The following is a 16,231-nucleotide window of genomic DNA, read 5'->3' as shown; positions in this document are numbered from 1 at the left end:
AGCTATAAATTTTCATAACTAATAGTATAGGTATAGTAGAAAAGCTTATATATCAAGCTTTAAGCACTTTTAGAAAAAAATTTCGAGATAATAAAAAAGGGACACATAATGTTATTTTTGTTTCATGTTTTGTTAAATAGGGACATGATATGGCTATAAATTTTCATGTTAATGAATTTGGGATGTTCGAAGTAATCGAAAAATAATAGTACTAAACAAGACTTGTTAAGCGGAGTGCCCCTTTTGAATATTGGATATAAAACGATTAAACTTTATTTTCAAGCTAGAGTAACTATGTTTTTAAGGTGAAATTAGAGCATGGCGAATAAAATGTCGAAAATATAAGAATTTTGTTATTTTTTTGTTGATTTATGTTATTTATAATGTTAAACTCATAACAACAAAGAAAGAGTAAACGAAAACCCTTAGCGATTAAATTGTCAGAATCTTCACTCTTTTTACCGGTTACTCCATGTGATTTTCACGTTTGTGTATTGCTTTTCTACTCTTTCTTTGTTCTTCTCTATAAAAGAAAACAATCTGTTTTTATCCGAGTTGTTTTCTTTTGTAAAGAGTTAATTTGTTTTTTTATAACAGTTGGTTACTATTTTAAAAATTATTATTGTTTAGGGGTGATAGCCAATAGCTTGGTCATTTAATGAAGAGCTTTTATTACAATGGAGTGAATCCAGAAAGAGGTGAAAAACAAGAAATTTGGATGTTAGTTTTTTAATTTTAGAAAAGGAAGAATCAAAATATAGTGGACATACAATTACAATAAAGGAATGCAGTATAGATCATTATACTTGCATTCCTTTTCTATTATTATATTGTTTTATGCAATTATTTTTTTCTTTTTCTATATATCTGTCATGAATAATTTTAAATAAAAATAGATGCAATTTTTTGTGAAATTGAAATAAAGTTTAATCGTTTTGAAAAAAGATTAACTATTTATAAAAAAAATGTAACGTTTTATCCCTTTGGATTTTAAAAATCGATTGAGTCTTGTATAATCAGTTACAGAGCAGGTTATAAAGACGCAAACTAGAGCCCTGCACATGTTAACGGTGGAATTAAGGTACGGAATATTCTGACTTAATTTCTAGTTTTTCAAAAAAGGAACATCATATAGCTAGTTATTTTCAAGTTCAGATTAATAATGACTAAATGTATATAAGGAGCAGAATTTATATGGATGACGTTCTACAATTGTTTAGAGATGCACTATCAATAACGGAACAATTGTATAAAAAAGATGAGCAATTGTGGCATAAATGGGTGTCCTATTATGTTGAGGTTGAAGCAGATAAAAGTAAAATTGTGACTTCACAATACCTTTCTCCGTCATTTTCAATGCTCGTACAGTGGCTAGAGCAACAACAAAGAAAAGGTGTTTCTCCTCTAGATATATATAGAAATATAGATGAATATAGTTTAATCATTGATGAGACAATAGGTGTCTTTATTGAACAAGAGTTTCGTAAAAATCAGACAGTTAGTAATAAAGTGCATACAGCAACAAATGAATCAAATACAAATAAATTGAATGAAAACTATTTAGAAGTAAATAACTCAGCAGTGTATTATAAGTTAAGAGATGGAATAGCTAAAAATCAATTTGAAGAAGATGAAAACACAAGGTTAAAATCATATCCTATTGAAACAAAAGATAGTAATGGAGTGGCACAGCTTTCTTCTCATAAGGATGAAGACCTAAAGTTAATAAATATTGAAGAAGCAGCAAGATGGAATACATTAGTAGATGGTGTAATGAGTAATATGGATGATCTAACGGCAGATTGTTTAGATACCATCACGATTCAATGGTTGAATGAAGCAAAATCGCCCGATGAATTTATTGATTTTTCATATGAACAAGTTTTAGAGATGTGCAGTATTTCAAAGGCTAAGGCAAATGGTGTGGAATACTATAGGGTAGAAGATAAAATTAAAGTAGCGAAGCGGATTGCGGCCCTAGCAAGTATTTTTATATATCTAAATGATGACAATGAAGTAGTCGTATTAAATGATCGTGCTGAAACAGGTAAGCATTATGAAGTAAAACGTGAGGTAATTAAAAGACTATTCGTATTAGATTCTGTAGTTTTATGGAGAGATAAAAACACAAACGAATACATGGGAATAGAATCGTGCCGAATTAAACCGGGAAGTTTCTTATCCGGATATTTATATGGATCTAATAGTACTACAGCATTATTATCAAAAAAGGCACTTGAATATAATAGCTATAGACACAAATATCATAAAAGATTAATTCGATATTTGACATGGCAATGGAGAATACGTCAAATGTTTTCTAGTTTACAAAGACCTTATTCTATAGGTGGAGATAAAGGTTTGTTAGCAGTTATGGGGATAAACCAGAAACAAAAACCGAATCGTATTCGCGAACAATTAGAAAATGTTCTTATGGATCTAGAAAAAGAAGAGGTAATTTCTCATTGGGAATATGATAATGGTTTAGAAGAAGAAAAACTAACAAAAAAGAATTGGTTTAAAAACTATTATTCACAGTTAGGAATAGTAATATTGCCGCCAAAAGAACTAATTAGTTCAATGGAAAACTTAGCAAAAAAGAAAACAATTGATACAATACATGAGGAAAGTCAGCCAATAAAAATTGTAGAAAAACCATTAGATACCAGTGAAAATGAACAAGTAATTAGAGCGAAAATAGAGTTTGTGCATATGAAAAAGAATTTAACTATGAGAGAACTTTCAATAGAGATAGGTATATCGCAGCCTACTCTTTCTAGATTTTATAATAAAAAAACAAAACGTCTCTCTAGTACGGCGAGAAGCAAATTAAATCAATGGTATAAACGACAGTTAATCATCGATAAGATGTAAGTTGAAAATTAAACCTAAAAAAAGAGTCCTATTTCTAGGACTCTTTTTTTAGAGTATTTACATACTAATTACCAAATAAACTTGCCGTATCAAGATCATCATATTCATCATTCAAAACATTTGTTTCAGATTTAGAAACGTCTTCTTTTTTTTCATCTTCATTATCGGGCTTCTCTTCAGAAGTTCCAATTACTTCATTAGAAGATTTAATCTCATTATGGATGTTTTGATCATCATTTTTGATAATGAGTTTTGAATCATTCAATAGGACCCGTTTAACCTCATTTAAAAAATCTTTATCTTGAAGTAAGATCTCTCTTTGCATTTGTTGTTGAATCTTATAATCACCAACATCTTGTAAACCATGTTTATCAATAAAGTAACAGACAAGTTTATATAATGAATCTGCTATATTTCCTTGAGATTCAAACCATTTAAAGAACTCTTCATTCTCAATTTTTTTGAGATTCCAAAAGAAAGATTCTCTTTTCTTGTCAGCCATATTATCTCACCTTTTTTCGAGTAAGAATCTTCTTGATTACTTGCATCCCTCTAGCATTCATATCTACAGCATATTTTTCTGGTATCCATAATAAGTACATACCAACTTGCTCACAATACTCTAATAGTTGATTATATAACTCATCTTTAAAAGTAACACTTCCCCCACCGTATACACATAAAATTTCAGCTTCACTAGCTGTATTACTTACATACTTTTCACTTGTATCTTCTAAGATAAGTTCAGCTTGTTCCACTTTTGTAATATTAAAGTACCCAGTTGCTTCTTCATAGTATTTATGATCTGGATCTTGAAGGATTCGTGAGAATTGTTGGCGTTTAATGTTTGTTCCACGTTCTTGGTTTAATAGCTTAACAGCTTCTTCTGTAGCATGCCCAACTCCACGTCTTTCACCGCTACAAGCATCAATGACTGGATTTACACCGACTGTGTATATATACTCAGTTGTTCCATCTCCAATGTCGCTATGTAAGATTTTTTTGTTCTTAAAGAAGGATTTTTCAACTGTCTCTACCTCAAGTTTGTCTTTATATAGTTTAATAAAGTCACTAAACATATCCTCTTCGCCTTCAAGGATTGCATATAAAGGAGGAACGCCTTCCTGGGTAATGTTTGCACTGTTAAATGTTAAGCTGACTGTTACTTGTTCTTCCCCTACATAAACAACTACAACATGATTTGAATTAGTAAAACGTTGCTCTAGGTGTTTTGCATTTACTGGTGTCCATTGGCTTGCTGGAATAGCTGAAATAAGATCAACAGTCACATTAATTGATTGTGGTAGTTGTTCAGTTCTTTCCCACTCAAGCTGAACGGATTTATTTGCAATTAGTCCTAGCATATTAATTAACGGCAAATCATCGTTATATTTTTGACCTACTTTAATGTTCATGTTTTTTGGGTTCTTCCCTGTTAGCATCGCTCGATTACCAATAAAGTACATACCAGATCTTCTAATTGATTTACTAGCAATATTTACAAACATATTGTCTACTAGATTAATCACATTTTTTTGAGTGTTTGTTTCTGTTACATTTGGCATTGAGTAAACGCTTTGATATACGTTTTTCATTTTTATGTATTCACCATTAATGTAACCTTTAAAAGAATCGTTCCCAATATCGCCTTCAATGTCTATATGAAGAGTTTTTCCTTTTGAATTCTTCATTATACATCACCTCTATAAAATTTATTTTTTATTTATATTTAATAAATATATTATACCTTAAAAGTAGAGTGATTACAAGGTTTTGAACGGGATTAACCTTAAGTGAATATCCATTAGATATAATTTAAATATAAAATTAATATTTAAATGAATTAATTTTATATTTAACAGTTGATCAATTAGGTTTTTATATAAAATAGATATAAATAAGATATTTATTTTATATTTATTAGAACTAAGTCCAGTTCGTTTGCTAGATTAATTGTTTTTTTAGTTAATTGTATCTTTTGTAAGGCATTTATATAAACCTTGGAGAAGTTTTCTATATGAGTTGAATGAATTCCTTTAAGATATTCTTAGGAATTAAAGTTAAAATTAATAGTTTAAATTATAATCTTCTTAAGAGAATTTGAAGTTTTCGAGGATGTATAAAATCCGCTAACAGACAAACGTTATCGAAGTGTTAATTTGGTGTTTAATAATACATAAACGCTATCCGTTATCATGGCGTTTATCCCTTTAATAACAACGTTTGTAAGGTTTTTGTTAACGAATAATAAAGTTGTTTTAAAAATAAAATAGTTGTTTAAAAATAGGGTGTAAAATCGGGTTTTTACAGCCTGTTTCTTGTATATATATAGCTAGAATAAAGCATGTTTGGATTTCAATTTATACTCTATCTTTATCGTTTTCCGACAGAAGACTCCTTCCTCAAAAATGTGAAGGTGTGAAACACCAATTTTAGGTGGGAGATGAATGTCGGTTGGCCTATGCCAACATGTTTGCTATCATTTACTTGTACAGATTGCTCTTTGAAAACTAAAGATATAACCGTAAAATCTTCAACGTTCTATCGCCTACACTTGCCGAAGTTGCGAAAACCAAGCTAAAGTAGGGAGTGTGGTGAGTCAACGTACAAGATACTTATGTTCTCACCGTAGGGACTACGGGTAGAGCTTGCTAAGATAATCGGTGTTCGCAGGAATCTCCCACTTCAAACAGTCCGTTAGGACGTTAAGTGGTGAGTAGTTCAAAAACATCCATTACCCTAAACGTTTGACAAATTAGCAATAAGTCTGGAGCAAAAGTAAGTCCATACGGGCTTAATTCCCAAGTGAGAAATTCAACACGCTCACTATACCAATAATCATAGCTTAAATCACCTGTACCCTCAGATCTGGAAAAATCACTTGTTACTTCATTCATTTTTAAAAAATCAATCTCTGTATATTTTATAATTGCTAATCGAGTATTGTCTCCAGCCAATACAATATCGTACTGACCAAACTTTTGAATTTCCTCTCCTTCAAGCCCGTAAACACAATGTGCAGCGTATGTTCCTGTTTTGATTCCTTTAACAATTAAACTTTTTAATTCATCTCTCATCTCCTTGGAATCATCTCCAAACACCTATGCATCTGGAACACTTATGTTTAACTCATTTTCTCTCGCGTACATATGCCAATATTCTTCTATCTTATTAACTGATATTAGTCATTCATCCCTATAATCTGTCAATATTTTAGAAGAACATGTAAGCCATTAAATAGATTAATTTAGGATGTTTTGCTTTCTCTGATCCATGTATATAATGTGAGTTCACAGTTTACATAATAACATTCGGCATGACCCTCTAGATTTAGTGTAATAACTGATAGACATCTTAAGTTATAGTGTCCAAAAGTAATAATGAAAGCATTAATTAGAGCGAGTAATTTGTATATGAACCAACCTAATTATTTAAGTTAGAATTCATTTTTTAGTAAATAAAGTAGTTAGTTGGATCTGAAAGTTTAATACTTCCAAGTGGATGTGATGTTTTAGAGAATGTAACTAAACCCCCTAAGTCGTAAACGTTATCAAAGTGTTATTTTAGTGTTTAAGAATACGTAAACGCTATCCGTTTTTGTAGCGACTATCCCTTTCATATCAACGTTTATGAGGTCTCATCTATTTAGAGGGATGCGACTTGTACTAAGATTGCTTAGAGATAATGATAAAAGATTTGCTGGTAAAGCTGAAAGTTGAGGATCAAAAAAGCTTTGTTTGTGAAATTTAGGGACGCGTTATTTTAAATTTGTAGTTTCATTTAAAATAAGCTAGCATTCTATATTTGTAATAAAGAAACGTAATTTAAGTATTCAATATATAATTTCATTACAACAAGATTAAAATGAATACAGAATGAACGCTTGTGAAGTGGTAAATTAACGTTCTGATGAACATGAACGCATAGCGTTCATAATCCGTTAAACCCATTGTTTTATGGGGTTAAGGCATTCTTACTTAAGTTCCATGATATGAAAATATTAAGAAGTTAGGGCGTTACAGCGTCTAACCAAGCTTCCCAAAAAATTGATGGAATTTTGATGATTTTGAAAATAATGATCTATACATTGATATTAATTAATACCGAGGATTTTTGGGATTCATAGGTAAGGCCAAAGAAATATATAAATACTTCTAATTGTTGAAATGGTGGAAGTACCTTAAACGCAATAAAATTGAAAGTAATACTCTAAATTTTATACAAAATTAAATTTAAATTTGAGTTGAGGAATAACTATATAGAATTGAAGTATATAAAAATTAAAATTTATCGTGAACGCTAGGCGTTTATGGTGCGTTAATCCCTTGATATTAAAAGGATTAAGATGACTTTGATATGTTTGAATTAAGAAAAGTAATTAAGAAAAGGTTGAGAAAAAGACAGGGTTTTTTGGCTTTTTCAAGTAACAATATTATAATTGAAATTAAGTGATTTTCTCTTTATTATACTTAGGGGATATGTATGAACTTTAGTAAAAAAGTATATGAACTTTTAATGAGTATTAGTTAGATGTATATTAGTAAATATACGTTTTACTTTTGAAGTTAAATAAGTATTAAAGACAGACATAAGAGGAATTCTTTTTAATGATGTATATTTAGCATTGTGAAGGTGATTTGAAAAATAAAAAAAAGCGGTAATTACCGCTTTTTTTTATTTGGGAAATGTGTTTAAAAGAAAATCGCCCAATTATTTTCGATTGAACAAACGTTGAATGAACGTTTGTTTACTGTTATCTTGTTGTTCTTGGCGATCTTCATTTAACAATTGAATGGCTTTATCCAGTTTTTCCTGTAGTAACTGGATTTGTAAATCTTTTTCTTCCTTTTCTGAGCGTTCTTGTAATAATAAATTAATAATATCTTGGTTTTGTTGTACAATTTTTTCTTGCTGGTTAAACATATAGGAAAACTTATCTTGAATTATTGAAATATCTGTTTGTGAACGTTTCTGAAGTGTTACTTCAGTTTCATTTTCTTCCTGATCACCATCCGTTTTTGGGGCGTTTTCTTCGATTGTCTCCATGCTTCGTGTAGCGGCCTCTTCTAATTTCCAGTTTTGATTTAGGTATTCCTTCATTTGTTTTAAAATATCTATATCATTTTCATAATAAATTCGTTGGTTACGTTCATTTCTTTCAAATATGTACTCCATTTTTTCTAGTTCAATTGACCATCTACGAAGTGTATTAGTGTTTATATCCAGTTGCTTTGCTACTTCTTGTGCAAAATATCCATATTCCAAACTTCACACCTCCATTATTTGTGTGTTAGATATTCTTTCTTTATTAGAAGGATCATTCCTCTAATAATAAAAATCTTTATTGGGTCACTCGGTAAGAAGCTTTACTACCTTTAAAATGTTTTCAGTGTAGCTACTTGTGTGCTAGATTAGTCTTTGTATCTAGTATTATTGTTAATTAAATTCTAAAGGTTATCCGTTTTGATAACGTTCACCTTTAGAAGTAAAAAGATATTTAGTAGACAATACAATAACTAAAGAATTACTTGAAATTTTATTATTAAAAGTTTGTTTCCAATATAAGAATTTTACTAGATATATGTGCAAGAATCAAAGTTTTCATTAATAGAATTAGTATCTAGTTAACATTCTTTTAATTCAAAATATATAAAAATTAATAGGGATGTATTGAACGCTATGCGTTTAAATAGCGTTTTACTAGTAAATAATAATACTCAATGTGAAATAGAGATACTTCTAATGAAATTTTTGTTCCTCAAAATGGCTTATAAGGTGTTTTAAATTTTTACATAATCTACAAAGTATTAGAGGTATTTAATCTTAAACAAAAATAATGCTACTAGGTTATATTTAATAGTTTACGTTTTTTAGTATGGTCGATCTTTTTAAAGTGCATTCAATAGCTAGTGATATTCTTTAGAAGTGGGGGAGGAAGGGGGAGACATATAGATTCCATTTGAAATGAATAGAATTTTATCAGATTTTAGGGAAGCTGATTACAGGCATCTACATAATCATTTATATATTTTGCAAGTTGAATCGGATTCCCTAAAATTAGACAAAAGAGAAAGAATTCCAGAATGCTATATTAAATAAATCTTGTTTTAAAAAGTAAAATCAATAAAAACATTAGAATAAATAATGATGCTTTTAAACTTACTCTAGCAAGCTATTCAGCTTTTTTTCTTAGTAAATTTCAAGTTTAATTTGATGGTTAAAGAAGAGCTAACTATAAATATATTATGGTTAACTGTATACGTAGATTGCCTGAAACTTCATAAGAAAATCCTATATGATGATTTTTATTTTGAAGTTTCTTGTGTCGAAAAATAGCAAGTTTATGACCGTTTATAAGAGGATATGACAAATAGCCTTGCTATGGTTGATTTTTTTAAGCAAGGCTACATACTAGTATGATTTTTTAAAATTTAATTACTCTCTTCTAAAAAATTATAGAAAACAAATTTTCTTTTTTTAATTAAACCATGCAGTGATTTCTTTTCTAATGCGTTTTGATTTCTTCGTTCCCAGTTTTGTTTAGATTTTTGCACAAACATTTTTATAAAATGTGCAGGATTGCTATTTTGAGCTTCATTGTATTGGAACCATTGCACACATTCTTCAAAATCCCATCTAGCATAGCGGTCAATATAATGTGGCATCCTTAAAGCAATTGTGTATGCGTCCTTTTCACTAAGATGATTTAGTTCTTGGCTTAATATGTAGTAATAAGCTTTTCTCTGATCCTCACTTAGATAGTCGCCTAAATCTTGTAATCTGTTATGCTTTTCTTTTAATTCACAAGCCTTATCTAATTTTTCTTGTTTATTTATGTCGAAAACATCTAAAGAATTAGACGAGACTTGTATATCATTCTTTAGATTTTCAGGATTGGCTACAAAATTTTTCTTGAAATGTTTTTTACTTAGAAAATTAGTGAAAGTAGAGCACACATCAATTGCCAAAGCCCATTTCATCTTAAAATATTCAATGATTTTTAAATAGTTGTTATGTATGGTTAATATGTAAATCGAAGGGGCGATTTTACCATGTCTTCGCACTTTAATTTGTTGGCATACGCCCAGATCTTGCAGCCATGTTAACACGTAGTTAATGACTGGTTTTGAAATGCCTGATTTTTTGCTGATGTGTTCTTGCCTAACTTGACTATAGCCTTCTTGTACTAAATAAGATAAAACAGTCTCTAAGGCTTCATATTTTCTTTTGGTAAGATAATCTTTAGTGGTAACACCCTCATATTCTAGGACAATAGTATCAATATAAGTAGTAATTTTCTTTATTGCTTGATTTATAGCTCCAGAAGTCTTTGATAAGTGTTTGATACGGGGACTTAATTCAGCTTTTGCTCGACTGAGCAAAAAATTGTGCAACAACACAGAAAAAACCTCCTAATTTTCCCACCACAAATAAACTGGAAAACAAGGGTTTTATATTCACATTATATGCACCTTATGGTATAATTTTAATATCAAGTATGATACTAAAGAAATACACATACACTTGTAGTGTGAATTAAAACCCTATCTTTGGAGTTTTTAATTGGATCCGGTCGCCAAACTAGAAACCAATTAAAAACTGGCGGTGGGGTTTTATTTTTTGTTATAAAAAATATAATACTTTGATAAGTTATTTATATTTTACAATTCCGTTTAAAGAATATCAACACTCTAAGTTCATATTTAAGACAAAAGAGAAAAATATAGATGGAATTAATATTTTTACGCCTGTAATTAACTGAATATTCAGTGTTTATATGAGAAAAATTGAAAGTATTTAGCTATGGTATAATCACTATAAATATGTAGGTTTCTGAATATTCCTTGAATTCAGCCGCATACTTCTGAAAAAGAGGTGAATATACATGGAAAATATAAATAAAGAAATTGATAATTACTTAGCCTTTAAAAATATAACATACACAAACCTTGCAAAAGAAGTTGGTGTTTCGAAATCAACTATTTCAAATTACCTTAACAAGAATAATGCATTATCAGTATACACTTTTTCAAAGCTTGTATATGTTGTTTTTGAAAACGATAAAGATAAGCAAGAACAAATGATTATTAACTACTTAAATACATTAAGGGATAGAATGAATATAAATGTGAAGCTTGCATTTGCAATTGCACATTTAAATGATTATTTAAAATTAATGAAATCTATTTATCAACTGTGTAAGAAAAGTGAAGATATAGAAATGAAGCGATTGGCAAAAATTTTTAGTTTATATATTGCTCGTTTAGATGGTGAGGATATTAAAAGCATATATTTAGACATTGAGAAAGCTAGAATGATATCTAATAAAAGTAATTATGATGTAGAAATCTATTGTGACATTCTTAGTATGCTGATTTTATGTGATTTGGGTGATTTCGGATTGATGGAGGGATATAAAGTTAGGATTGAACGTAATATTGAATTAGTGACTAATAATTACTTAAAGAATTTATATTATTTTTGGGTAACAGAACTATGGAGTTATACGCTTTTAAGAAGAGATATGTGTAAAGAATTTAAAGAAAACAATACATATCTAAGAACTTATAAAGATTTAAAATTCTTTCCGGTTATGGAAGCATTCTTGAATATAAGATGCGGAGAAAATTGCATGTTTACTAATTATAATAAGTCTTTAAATTTCTTTTTAGAAGCTACAAGTATATTGAGTAGAGCGAAAGAAAGTTTAAAATTTAGAATAGCCTTGAATGATATTAATTTTATAAGAATTGTTTGGTGGAAAGATATAGATAAAATAGAATTTAATAAACTTCATCCAGCTGAGTATGCACTTTTTTTAATTAAAAAAGGGAAGAAAGATGAAGCTATTAAAATATTAGAGAGAATTGAAAAGAATAAAGGGTATTTATCACCAATGCAGACGTGCTATATGGGGATGGCTAAGGATAATTTAGAATTAGTAAAAAAATCCATTAATATGTTTAAGTCAAATAATGACTTTTTGTACGTGAAGTTTGCAGAAGGAATATATGATAAAAATATAGAAAAAATAATGTAGTTTTTGCAGAAAGGAGAGAATAGAGTGAAGAAACTATTTAGATTGATAATAATTACCTTGTTTTTGATAACATTAGTAAATGCATTATTAGGTAAAATTCTATCATATCAACACTATTCTAAATATAAAAATAGTGATAATCAATCTGTTTCTTATATGAAGGTCGATCCTGGTGGAGGCTCTCCGGGGTTATTTGAATCCTATGTATTTAATTTGGAACCTAAAGTTACAGTGGAAAATCCCATAATGTATAGAATGGTCGATCCTGGTGGTGGAGGCTAATTCTAACCCCCCTTTATTAAAAAAGACATCGTTTAAACGATGTCTTTTGTGCGTTTATAAAACGTTTTATAACTTTCTAAATAAGAAACTACGAAATGTATGTGTGTAGATTCACAATTTATAAATGGAGGGATAGAAATGAAATTAAGTATAGATCAGCTTACAGAAATTATAAAAGAGATGGATTTACAAACTTTTAGTGAGCTTATTGAATTATGTTCAGAATATAGCTGTAAAGAGAAATAAGAGGGTCTCGATCATAGGGACTTTCTTATTCCTCCTTATTAATTTGCATTGTTAATTTGTTTGCATATTTTAGTAACTCTTCCTCAATTCTAGGTTTATGTTCATCTGGAACGCTCATGTATTTTTCATAGAGTAGTCGTGCTAGACGTTCAACGGGATCTTCACCCTTTATAGTATTTAATAATTCCTTATCAGGAATTTCACTTTTTAATAAAGAAGCTGTATTTACGTCAAAATAATTTGCGATTTCTTCTAATTTGTTTAGGCGTGGTTTTTTTTCTCCGGTCTCCCAACTAGAAACAGTTCTATAAGTAGTTTTAAGGTCATTGGCCATTTCTTTTCGAGCTACTCCTTTTAAAGCTCTTAATTTTTTTATATTTTTTCCTAATACGTTCTCTTCAATCTTCATATGATTTATCACTCCAATTTTAAGCAAGTAGGTTTTAAAAAATATCAGTTTTACACTTTAAGTGTTTAAAATATGAACTTTAAGTGTTGACTTTAGGCTTAAAGACGAATAAACTATAAATAAGGTGGTGAGATATTTGACAGTTCTAAGAGAAATTCGTGAGTCAAAGGGTTATACAATTATAGAAGTTTCAAAAGGTTCAAAAATTCCTGCAAGCACTTTATACGATGTAGAATCAGGCAGAAAAGGTTTGATTTTTAGCAGAGCAAAAAGTATTGCGGATTTTTTTGAAGAACCAATTGAGAAACTTTTTTTTGCAACTTACTTTCGGGCAAAGTTGAAATAAACTATTTTCCCCAAAAATACTTATACAGTTATATTGTAAATGAACCTTGTAGAAAAGGTACAATTTTATTGTTATTTTTTAAGTTTTTAAATCTGAAATTTCTGATTTATAGTATTTCAACGTACATGTAAAAAATCGTATTAGATGAATATTAATTTAGCAGAAACCCATTCTTGTGAAATTAAAGAAGCTGGTCAAATTTTAACCACAAAAACTAGGAATACCACAACCAAAAGTAACCGAACAACCCTTTACTCCACACATGAAGCAACCACAACAAACACCAAAGAAAATTGAAATTTATCTTCTAACAACAGGCGGAAAAGCCGAAAATCCTTACATAAGATGGATCAGTCTTGCATGTGTTGTACTTGGCTTAATTGGAGCCGTATTTGCAGTAAGAATCTGTATGAAGGCTCAATCGTGATATAAAAGAATATGAACCTCATTTTAGTGATGTAGCTGAAAATCCGTTAGGCCTCGTTATTGGATGTCGGAATGCATGTTTACTTGTCATTCCCATTTGGACAGTTATTTTTTGGATAGAGAGCAAGATATAAGAAACCGAGAGAGAGATGATATGAGATGTCAGAAATCTACGTCGGTAAAATAAAAAATTTAGGGAAACTTGGGGAAGCCGTGATGCGGTGCAAGAATGCTTGGCTTTCTAAAGAACTTATACAAGGTATTTCAATCGCTCAAACTGTAATCAAGCTGAAAGAACGGTATGATTTCTGGATAGAATCCGCTACGAACTTACTAGCAGGAATTATTTTGTACTTAAATCAACGACATGGAGATTTCTATTATTTAGATTTAGAAAAGGTTAGGGAATTTGTACAACAAGCAAAAGAAAAAAATCCCTATCTTTTGGAGTTAAGTGAGTTATTGAAGAAAGATCATCCGGCCTATCAAATGTTTAGCGTATTAGCCTTATCAGCAAAAGAAACAAGGCAAGGCACAATCAGTACAATTTTACGAATTTTAGATGAGCAGCAAGAACAATATGAAAAATTAGAGAAACAGAGAGAGTATCTTTGGTTTCGGTACTAGTTATTAGTGGAAAATGAAATAGGAAGGAGTGCAACGTATGTTAGGTGTAGCTAAGAAGTATACAAAGTTGATTAGAGTGTTGAAAGAGCTGAATGAAAGGGAAAAGGTCGCAGGCGTGATAAAAGCTCGTTTTGGGGCGTATAAATCAGTCATAGAAGGTGTGAAAGAAACAACAGATGATTTTATTTTCATTTTTGATCCGAAAGGCAACTTTTATGAAGATACTCATCAAGAAAAACGAAAACAAGGATATCAAATCATCAAACATGATTTACTAACTGGTTATGAAACACTACAAATGGATCTAAAACAAAAATCCGTTGTGTACATCAGTGTAGAAACGGAAACGAGTACGTATCAAGAGAGAGGGGAAGCATTATCAAATTTTCTTCAATATCTAACAGAATGCAAGAATATAAGACCGATTCACCTGGTATTTCATCAATATGATTTGTACCCAATCCCTCATATGGAGCAGTTTTTAAAAGAAAGCGCAACATACCACATTCAGCATTCAATCGTAGTTGAATCTCAATCCGCATTACAACACATATACGGAAAAGAAGCAGCGCAACGCATCATAACCTCGTATAACACAACAATCTTAGCATGATCTAAAGCACTCGTTCACTATTTCATCCTATCTAGATGGCTAGAAAACTAGACGAGGGAGAAGCGCTTTTCTCCCTTCTCTATCAAAAATAGGAGGCGTTCATATGGGAAAAGAAAAAAGACTCACATTTTATGATATTGCGGCATCACAAGCTCATAGTGTTAAAACTTTTGATGGAAAAACATACGAACTGAAAGGCACTATCGCAATTGAAAATAGCACAGGAAGCATTGAAAAAGTGGCTCAAATTTATTATCAAGTGCGCTCGGTTAGAGATGAACATCAAAACTTAATTGCTAAACGAAAAAATAAACATGCGGAATTAGTAGCTGTCAAACAAAAGTGTAAATAAAAAAAGCGATTTTGAAGTGTGCTGAGAACATAGCACAAAGTAAGTTGTTCCTTGACAATTTAGATATATATTGTGTATCTCTTCCTTTCAGTAATGATGTAGAAAGGTGAAATATACAATATATATGCGTGCCTCCCCTCAAAAGGTCACTAGAGGGGTTAGGTATACGATTATCGTTAGGTGAGTAAGAACGTAAAACTCATCTGTGACCACTGGGAAATGCATTGTATCAAAAATCTGTTTGCGCTAGTGATCGTGAGGAATATCCCATTTTGACATTCTGAAGAAGCGATGAACCATACAAACAGTAGATACATAAGGTTCTACGTTCATGCCAAAATACGTAGTGCGGTATTGGGCCTATAGAAGCTAGGTCGGGGTTAGTTTCTATACGCATGCCAATACAGGGTTCGTCATTCCAGCCATAAATGATATTTCCATTTTTTATCCCACTTTCCTTTAAATGTTATAAAATAAAGACAGATGTTGAAGTTTAAATGTGTCTCATCACACTTCAAAATCGCTTATTAAAATATGACATAGGGAGGAACATGCATGAGTCGTAAAGGGTGGATCATTTCCGCTGTTGTTGGACTGTTAATTGCAATTGGTATTGGTTCAACATTTGTCTTTAGCTCGGGAAAAGGGGAAGTAATGGAACTTAGTCCGTTAGAAATGAAGAAGTTCATGAGTGAGGATGGCACAGGTTTTGTTATGTTGAATAATGATAAAAAAACAAGAGAAGATATACTCTTTAATGTTGGAAAATTAGCAAAACAAAACAACGTCCAGGTGAAAGAATTATTTGGAGGTAGAGAAGATGTACCAAGAACAAGTAATCAGCACGACTTTGGTTTGTCACAAAAACGTGATACCCTTGCCTACTATGAAAAAGGAGAGTTGAAGAAAGCGATTAAGTTTGAAAAAATTAAACCATCTGAATTTGAAAAAGAAGTGGGGTTCTTTATTCAAAATTGCAAAGAACAATATCAGAAGTAATCACATAATCATTGAAA

Annotated in this window: 14 protein-coding genes and 1 pseudogene; 9 read left to right on the top strand and 6 right to left on the bottom strand. The window is 30.5% G+C overall.

Annotated features, from left to right (window positions below; translation table 11 throughout):
• The first annotated feature begins 1,194 nt into the window (after positions 1-1,194).
• A complete protein-coding gene (locus tag JDS98_RS16435; RefSeq protein WP_199634080.1) occupies positions 1,195-2,874 on the top strand; it encodes a helix-turn-helix domain-containing protein in 1,680 nt (559 codons plus the stop codon).
• A gap of 64 nt (positions 2,875-2,938) precedes the next feature.
• On the opposite strand, the gene JDS98_RS16430 is transcribed toward JDS98_RS16435, so the two are convergent.
• The 5 genes from JDS98_RS16430 to JDS98_RS16410 form a co-directional block, all read right to left on the bottom strand.
• Positions 2,939-3,376, bottom strand: a complete 438-nt coding sequence (locus JDS98_RS16430) for a hypothetical protein (RefSeq protein WP_000763937.1) — start codon at positions 3,374-3,376, stop codon at positions 2,939-2,941.
• A 1-nt stretch (position 3,377) separates the two neighbouring features.
• The gene (locus tag JDS98_RS16425; protein WP_199634079.1) at positions 3,378-4,565 is read right to left on the bottom strand and encodes a ParM/StbA family protein; all 1,188 of its coding nucleotides are present in this window, start codon (positions 4,563-4,565) and stop codon (positions 3,378-3,380) included.
• 1,014 nt (positions 4,566-5,579) lie between these two features.
• Complete coding sequence (locus JDS98_RS16420; protein WP_199634078.1) at positions 5,580-5,951, bottom strand: ASCH domain-containing protein; 372 nt, start codon at positions 5,949-5,951, stop codon at positions 5,580-5,582.
• A 1,633-nt stretch (positions 5,952-7,584) separates the two neighbouring features.
• On the bottom strand, positions 7,585-8,139 hold the full coding sequence (locus JDS98_RS16415) for a MerR family transcriptional regulator (protein ID WP_199634077.1): 555 nt from the start codon (positions 8,137-8,139) through the stop codon (positions 7,585-7,587).
• Between the two features lie 1,166 nt (positions 8,140-9,305).
• The gene (locus JDS98_RS16410) at positions 9,306-10,274 is read right to left on the bottom strand and encodes a Replicase RepFR55 (RefSeq protein ID WP_199634076.1); all 969 of its coding nucleotides are present in this window, start codon (positions 10,272-10,274) and stop codon (positions 9,306-9,308) included.
• A 485-nt stretch (positions 10,275-10,759) separates the two neighbouring features.
• On the opposite strand from JDS98_RS16410, the gene JDS98_RS16405 reads away from it, so the two are divergent.
• Positions 10,760-11,914, top strand: coding sequence for an AimR family lysis-lysogeny pheromone receptor (locus JDS98_RS16405; protein WP_199634075.1), 1,155 nt, complete (start codon positions 10,760-10,762; stop codon positions 11,912-11,914).
• Positions 11,915-11,938: 24 nt separating this feature from the next.
• Entirely contained in the window at positions 11,939-12,196 is a 258-nt protein-coding gene (locus JDS98_RS16400) for a hypothetical protein (protein ID WP_199634074.1), read from the top strand.
• Positions 12,197-12,467: 271 nt separating this feature from the next.
• Here the strand turns inward: JDS98_RS16400 and JDS98_RS16395 are convergent, their stop codons facing one another.
• Positions 12,468-12,851 carry a helix-turn-helix domain-containing protein gene (locus JDS98_RS16395; protein ID WP_000687451.1) on the bottom strand — a complete coding sequence of 128 codons (384 nt, stop codon included), beginning with the start codon at positions 12,849-12,851 and terminating at the stop codon, positions 12,468-12,470.
• A gap of 136 nt (positions 12,852-12,987) precedes the next feature.
• On the opposite strand from JDS98_RS16395, the gene JDS98_RS16390 reads away from it, so the two are divergent.
• From JDS98_RS16390 to JDS98_RS16370, 6 genes and pseudogenes are all read left to right on the top strand, one after another.
• Positions 12,988-13,197, top strand: coding sequence for a helix-turn-helix domain-containing protein (locus JDS98_RS16390; protein WP_000217389.1), 210 nt, complete (start codon positions 12,988-12,990; stop codon positions 13,195-13,197).
• Between the two features lie 205 nt (positions 13,198-13,402).
• Positions 13,403-13,624: pseudogene (locus tag JDS98_RS30290) on the top strand (SpaA isopeptide-forming pilin-related protein); the annotation flags it as partial.
• 158 nt (positions 13,625-13,782) lie between these two features.
• A complete protein-coding gene (locus JDS98_RS16385) occupies positions 13,783-14,250 on the top strand; it encodes a type IV secretory system conjugative DNA transfer family protein (protein WP_199634073.1) in 468 nt (155 codons plus the stop codon).
• A gap of 37 nt (positions 14,251-14,287) precedes the next feature.
• Positions 14,288-14,863 carry a TraM recognition domain-containing protein gene (locus tag JDS98_RS16380; protein WP_085450827.1) on the top strand — a complete coding sequence of 192 codons (576 nt, stop codon included), beginning with the start codon at positions 14,288-14,290 and terminating at the stop codon, positions 14,861-14,863.
• Positions 14,864-14,966: 103 nt separating this feature from the next.
• Complete coding sequence (locus tag JDS98_RS16375) at positions 14,967-15,215, top strand: hypothetical protein (RefSeq protein WP_000514061.1); 249 nt, start codon at positions 14,967-14,969, stop codon at positions 15,213-15,215.
• A gap of 555 nt (positions 15,216-15,770) precedes the next feature.
• Positions 15,771-16,214: a hypothetical protein gene (locus JDS98_RS16370; protein ID WP_000087507.1), complete on the top strand. Its 444-nt coding sequence runs from the start codon at positions 15,771-15,773 to the stop codon at positions 16,212-16,214.
• The last annotated feature ends 17 nt before the right edge of the window (positions 16,215-16,231 follow it).

Source organism: Bacillus cereus group sp. N11, from assembly GCF_016483605.1.
Lineage (GTDB): Bacteria > Bacillota > Bacilli > Bacillales > Bacillaceae_G > Bacillus_A > Bacillus_A toyonensis.
Note: the sequence above shows the minus strand (reverse complement) of the source record. Positions and strands in the feature narration are given on the sequence as shown.